Consider the following 5,580-nt stretch of genomic DNA (forward strand, 5'->3'; position numbering starts at 1 on the left):
CGGTGAACCCCCGCGGGTGCCCCGGCCCGCGGCGCCGTCGGTGCCGATGGTGCGACGTTCGTCGTTCATCCGTGACCTCCCAGACGTGCCAGGACCCCGGGTCGCTGCGCGGCCCGGAACTCCTCGAACACCTCCTCGGTGGTGGCCGTCGGCTCGTACCCGAAGATGTCGCGCAGGGCGGAGATGTCGACGGCCCGACCGTGCATGAGCAGACGGTGCAGGTCGGGCGAGATCTCCCCGCCCATGCTGCGCACGACCCGTGCGGCGGCGGCACCGAAGCCGATCGCCGGCAGCGGGACGGTGGGCTTGCCGAGGCGTCGGGCGATCTGCGACAGCAGCAGGACACCGGGCCCGGCCGCGTTGAAGGTGCCCGGACGATCCTTCGTCACCGCCTCGGCGATGATCTCCAGGGTGTCGTGCAGCGACAGGAACTGCAGGCGCGGGTCGAACCCGAGCACCGACGGCAGCAGCGGGTTGCGCAGGTAGCTGTGCAACGGGCTCTCGATCTGCGGGTGCAGGGTCTGCGCGGCGCGCAGCGTCGTGATGAGGATCTCGGGGCGACGTCGGCTGAAGCCACGCACGTACGACTCGGCCTCGACGACGTCCTTCGGGAACCCGGTGCGGACGCCGCCGCGGGCGGAGTCGGACTCGCGGAACAGCGCGGGGTCGCGCGAGGAGGAGCCGTAGACGGCCGCGGACGAGCCGACGACCAGCTTGGAGACGGTCGCGGACCGCTGGCACGCGGCGAGCAGCTGCATCGTGCCGATGACGTTGCGCTCCTTGACGCCGCCACCACCGCCGAAGCGGTGGCTCGCGGGGGCGAGGTCGAGGTGGACGACGGTGTCGACGTCCTCGACGGCGATGACCTTGGCCACCACCGGGGTGCGGATGTCGGCGCGGACGAACTTGACGCCGCCGAGGTCACCGACGGGGGGACGCAGGTCGATCCCGACCACCCGGTCGATGCCGGCGGACGCGCCGAGCTCGGCCAGGTGTCGCGAGACGCGCGACGCGAGGGTCCCGGAGACCCCCGTGACGAGGACGACCCGCCCCATGGGGCCTACTTGCCGAGCTTGCGGCGCTGGACGCGGGTGCGCTTGAGCATCTTGCGGTGCTTCTTCTTCGACATCCGCTTACGACGCTTCTTGATGACTGAACCCACGAAACAAACCTCTACTCGGTGCGGTACTGGCGGAGGACCAGCCTACGCGACGGTGGACGGACCGACTCAGCCGGCCTCGTAGAACGACTTCTGGAGGTACTCGCGCACCGCCTGCTCGGGCACGCGGAAGCTCCGGCCCACGCGCAGGGCCTCCAGCTCGCCGTTGTGGACGAGCCGGTACACGGTCATCTTGGAGACGCGCATCTGCGCAGCAACCTCCGCGACGGTCAGGAAGGTCGTTCCTGCAGTCATGGTCCTCACCTCTTCCAGGGCACCGCGCACCCCCGGCTTCCCCTCCGGGAGTCGGCGCGGCTCGTGCTCGCAGCGTAGTGCCTCCTGGGGCTCCAGGGATAGCCGAGACGGAACGAGTTCCACGAGACCCGTGTGATCGGGACGTCCGGCCCGGGTCCAGGACCGGGTGGACGTGCCCCCGATGGTCAGAGGTGCGGGTCGAGACCGAGCAGCGGGAAGGTGTCGGTGCGTGCCGCGAGGATGTTGCGGTCGAGCCAGCTGGCCGGGTCGTAGCCCATCTCCCAGGCGCGGAACGAGGCCGAGCGTCCGTCGGTCATCCGCTGCGGCGCGCGCACGCCCCGCAGCCGCTCGACGTGGTCGCGCCAGCCCTGCGAGGTGGCGGCCTCCGGGTCGACGTCGTGGTCGGCGACGATGCCCAGCAGGTGCGTCCACGCCCGCGGCACGACCTCGGTCACGGCGTAGCCTCCGCCACCGGTGGCGACCCACCGGCCGCCGCACACCTCGCGCGCGAGGTCGCGGATGGCGAGGTACGACGCGCGCTGGCCGTCGACGCTGAGCATGAGGTTGGTGAGCGGGTCGTCCATGTGGGAGTCGCAGCCGTGCTGGCTGATGATGATCTCCGGGCCGAACTCGCGGATCACGTCGGGCACGACGCGACTGCGGGCCCTCGTGGATCGAGATCGTGAGCACCCGCGGGTCGTCGTAGAACATCGCCTGGACGCCGTCGCCGTGGTGCGCGTCGACGTCGAGGTAGACGACCTTCTGCGCACCCTGGGCCAGCAGCCAGGCGATGCCGACGCCGAGGTCGTTGTAGATGCAGAAGCCGCTCGCCGAGCCGGGCATGGCGTGGTGCAGGCCGCCCGAGACGTTGACGGCGTGCGTGTTCTGCCCGGTCCACACGCGCCGTACGGCCTCGAGCGTGGCGCCGGCGATCAGCGCGCTGGCGTCGTGCATGCCGCCGAAGACGGGGTTGTCCTCGGTGCCCAGCCCGACGCTGGGGTCGGCGTGGGTGGGGTGCACCGACAGCTTGCGCACCTTCTCGACGTAGACGGGCGTGTGCACGGTGCAGAGCTGCTCGTCGGTGGCCGGCTCGGCACCGACGACCTCGAGGTGGTCGAGCACGCCGAGCTCGCCCGCGAGCACCATCGTCAGGTCGACGCGCACCGGCGCCATCGGGTGCGCGGCTCCGAAGTCGTAGCCGGTGAGACGGTCGTCGAAGACGAGGCAGGGCCCCCCTGTGGCCTGGCCAGGGGTCTGCTCCGCCTCGTCGGCGGGTCCGTGCGGGGCGCGGTCCGGCATGGTCGAAGCCTACGACCCCGACAGCTCGGCCGAGCGTCGCGCCGCCGCCCGCACGCCCGCGCGCAGGCCCTCGTCGACCCCGTGCTCGTCGAAGGTGGTGATCGCGGCGTGCGTCGTCCCGTTCGGCGACGTGACCCGACGCCGCAGCTCCGCGGGCTCGTCGTCGGAGTCGGCGAGCAGCGCCGCAGCGCCGCGCAGCGTCTGCTCCGTCAGCGTGCGCGCCGTCTCGCGGTCGAGCCCGGCGTCGACGCCGGCGTCGATCATCGCCTCCGCCAGGTAGAACACGTAGGCCGGGCCCGAGCCGGAGACGGCCGTGACGGCGTCCTGCTGCTCCTCGGGCACGACCGCCACGCGGCCACCGGTCTCCAGCAACGCCACGACCGCGGCCAGCCGCTCCTCGTCGCACGCGCGTCCGGGCGAGACGCCGAACATCCCCTCCCCGACCACCGCAGGAGTGTTCGGCATCGCGCGGACCACGGCGACGCCGTCGGCCAGGGCGTCCTCGTAGGCGGCGATGCGCACGCCCGCCGCGAGGGAGAGCACGGTGGCCGCAGGGTCGACGTGGGGGGCGACGTCCTGCACGATCGCCGCGACGTCCTGCGGCTTGACGACCACGAGCACGACGGCGGCGCGCTGGACGGCCGTGGCGGGGTCGGTGGTCTGCACGCCGTAGCGGGCGCGCAGGTCGGCCGCGCGCTCCTCGACCGACGCGACGAACGCCGACAGCAGCGTCTCGCCCATCACCCCGCCGCCCAGGATGGCGATGCGGTCGGGGTCGGTACCGCCGGAGTGGGGGCCACCGGTCTGGAGGTCCGTCGTCGTGCCGCTCATGGCGCCACCCTAGGCCGCGCAGCGGTCGCCGCCGGGCGCGGGCGTACCGTCGGGCCGTGCGCCGCATCGACCCGTTCCTCGTGCTCCTGCTCGGCGCCGCGGCCCTCGGCTCGTTCCTGCCGGCCACGGGCACGACGTTCGAGGTCGTGCGCACGGTCTCGACCGTCGGCATCGGGCTGCTCTTCTTCCTCTACGGCGCACGCCTCTCGACGGCCGAGACGGTACGCAACCTGAAGCACTGGCGGCTCCAGCTGAGCATCCTCAGCATCACGTTCGTGGTGTTCCCGGTGCTCGGTCTCGGCACGCGGCTGCTCCCGGACTCCTGGCTCGCACCGCAGCTCGCCGCGGGGCTGCTGCTGCTCACCCTGGTGCCGTCGACCGTGCAGGGCTGCGTGGTCTACACGCGGCTCGCGGGCGGCAACGTCGCGGCGGCGGTCGTCAGCGCGTCGACGTCGAACCTGCTGGGCGTGCTCCTGACGCCGCTGCTCGTCGCGCTCCTGATGGGCGGCGAGGCACGTGTCGACGCCGGGTCGGTGCTGCGCATCGTGCTCCAGCTGCTGGCCCCCTTCGCGCTCGGGCAGCTGCTGCGTCCGCTCGTGGGGGCGTGGGTCGAGCGCCACGACAAGGGCCTGAAGCGCTTCGACCGGTCGACCATCCTGCTGATCGTCTACGTCGCGTTCAGCGAGGGCACCGAGGCCGGGATCTGGTCGGCCGTCCCGCTGCACGACTTCGCGGTCGTGGCCGTGCTGGCGGCTGCCCTCCTCGCCCTGGGGCTCGCGTGGTGCACCGCGTGGGGCCGGCTGGTCGGGTTCGACCGCGGCGACCGGGTGGCGCTCCTGTTCTGCGGGAGCAACAAGAGCCTCGCGAGCGGGCTGCCGATGGCCACGGTGCTCTTCCCGAGCGACGTCGTGGCCTTCGTGGTGCTGCCGCTGATGATCTACCACCAGATGCAGCTCGTGGTCGGCTCGGTGCTGGCCGGACGGCTCGGGAGGTCGGCGCCGGCGGCCTAGGTCGAGCGGGTCCCTACTTCCGGTGACCCGTCACGGCGAGGGCGACGCCGAGCCCGACCATCGATGCTCCACCCAGGGCGCCGACGGCCTCGCCGCGGCGGGGCGAGCGGGCGAACCAGCCGCGCAGCGCACTGGCCACGACCGCCCACACACCGTCGCTGACCAGGCCGATCGCGAAGGCGACGAGTCCGAGCAGCAGCATCTGCACCGGCACGTGGCCCGCGCCGCGGTCGACGAACTGCGGCAGCACGGCGGCGAAGATCATGAAGGCCTTCGGGTTGGTGAGCCCCACCACGAACCCCTGGCGCAGGGCCGTCGGCAGCGACAGCGGGGCGCGGGTCGCGGTGCCGTCGACGTCGGTCATCGAGAGCTGCTTGCGGTGGCGGACGGCCTGCACGCCGAGCCACACCAGGTAGGCCGCACCGGCCAGCTTGACGACGGTGAACGCCAGGATGGACCGCTCCAGCAGCACCGACAGGCCCGCGGTCACGAGCAGCACGATGACGAGCAGGCCGAGCGAGTTCCCGAGGACGGTCACGAGCGCGACCGCGCGACCGTAGGCGAGGGCGCGACCGATGACGAACACGACGCTCGGGCCCGGGATCGCGATGAGGACGAGCGCGGCGACGCCGAAGGCGAGCAGCTGGTCGACGGTGATCATGCCCGCATCCTGCCCGACGGGCCGCCCACCCCACACCCCTTTTTCCGCCCCCTCCCGCTGAGCGTGACGTTTCGGGGGTGGGATCGACCGATCCACCCCGCAGACGTCACACCCAGCGGCGGTGAGGGCGGGGGTCGTGGGTCAGCGGGCGGCGTGCTCGCGGGCGAACGCGAGCGCCTCGAGCAGGTCGGCCTCGCGCTCCTGCAGGTCGGCCGCCTTGCGGGTGCTGACCTCGACCACGACCTCGCCCGAGAACGACGAGGCCGCCACCTCGTGCAGGAACTCCGCGCACGGCTGCGTGCCCCGGCCGGGAACCAGGTGCTCGTCCTTCGGCGATCCCGTGCTGTCGGCGAGGTGCACGTGCG

Annotated in this window: 7 protein-coding genes and 1 pseudogene; 1 reads left to right on the forward strand and 7 read right to left on the reverse strand. The window is 72.6% G+C overall.

Translation table 11 applies throughout. The annotated features are described in order from the left end of the window. Window positions 1-65: 65 nt before the first annotated feature. The 5 genes and pseudogenes from A6Q79_RS15285 to proC all read right to left on the reverse strand — a co-directional run bounded on the left by A6Q79_RS15285 (window position 66) and on the right by proC (window position 3,544). The gene (locus A6Q79_RS15285) at window positions 66-1,055 is read right to left on the reverse strand and encodes an NAD-dependent epimerase/dehydratase family protein (RefSeq protein ID WP_067854513.1); all 990 of its coding nucleotides are present in this window, start codon (window positions 1,053-1,055) and stop codon (window positions 66-68) included. Between the two features lie 5 nt (window positions 1,056-1,060). Next, window positions 1,061-1,162: an AURKAIP1/COX24 domain-containing protein gene (locus A6Q79_RS15290; protein ID WP_012359487.1), complete on the reverse strand. Its 102-nt coding sequence runs from the start codon at window positions 1,160-1,162 to the stop codon at window positions 1,061-1,063. 66 nt (window positions 1,163-1,228) lie between these two features. Beyond that, complete coding sequence (locus A6Q79_RS15295) at window positions 1,229-1,414, reverse strand: helix-turn-helix domain-containing protein (RefSeq protein WP_067861267.1); 186 nt, start codon at window positions 1,412-1,414, stop codon at window positions 1,229-1,231. 185 nt (window positions 1,415-1,599) lie between these two features. Continuing rightward, window positions 1,600-2,713, reverse strand: a pseudogene (locus tag A6Q79_RS15300) (acetoin utilization protein AcuC). 9 nt (window positions 2,714-2,722) lie between these two features. Beyond that, window positions 2,723-3,544: a pyrroline-5-carboxylate reductase gene (proC, locus tag A6Q79_RS15305; protein ID WP_317698712.1), complete on the reverse strand. Its 822-nt coding sequence runs from the start codon at window positions 3,542-3,544 to the stop codon at window positions 2,723-2,725. Window positions 3,545-3,600: 56 nt separating this feature from the next. Between proC and A6Q79_RS15310 the strand changes: the two genes are divergently transcribed. Beyond that, window positions 3,601-4,554 carry a bile acid:sodium symporter family protein gene (locus tag A6Q79_RS15310; protein ID WP_067854510.1) on the forward strand — a complete coding sequence of 318 codons (954 nt, stop codon included), beginning with the start codon at window positions 3,601-3,603 and terminating at the stop codon, window positions 4,552-4,554. A gap of 13 nt (window positions 4,555-4,567) precedes the next feature. Here A6Q79_RS15310 and A6Q79_RS15315 read toward each other — a convergent pair whose 3' ends face one another. Continuing rightward, window positions 4,568-5,215 carry a LysE family translocator gene (locus A6Q79_RS15315; protein ID WP_067854507.1) on the reverse strand — a complete coding sequence of 216 codons (648 nt, stop codon included), beginning with the start codon at window positions 5,213-5,215 and terminating at the stop codon, window positions 4,568-4,570. 141 nt (window positions 5,216-5,356) lie between these two features. After that, the coding region (locus A6Q79_RS15320) for a TIM barrel protein (protein WP_317698713.1) at window positions 5,357-5,580 on the reverse strand (224 nt) is incomplete at its 5' end.

Source organism: Aeromicrobium sp. REDSEA-S32_B7, assembly GCF_001626145.1.
Taxonomy (GTDB): domain Bacteria; phylum Actinomycetota; class Actinomycetes; order Propionibacteriales; family Nocardioidaceae; genus Aeromicrobium; species Aeromicrobium erythreum.

Coding starts and splice junctions, on each gene's coding strand:
- A6Q79_RS15285 (WP_067854513.1), bottom strand. CDS start 1,055: ATGGGGCGGGTCGTCCTCGTCACGGGGGTCTCCGGGACCCTCGCGTCG.
- A6Q79_RS15295 (WP_067861267.1), bottom strand. CDS start 1,414: ATGACTGCAGGAACGACCTTCCTGACCGTCGCGGAGGTTGCTGCGCAG.
- proC (WP_317698712.1), bottom strand. CDS start 3,544: ATGAGCGGCACGACGACGGACCTCCAGACCGGTGGCCCCCACTCCGGC.
- A6Q79_RS15315 (WP_067854507.1), bottom strand. CDS start 5,215: ATGATCACCGTCGACCAGCTGCTCGCCTTCGGCGTCGCCGCGCTCGTC.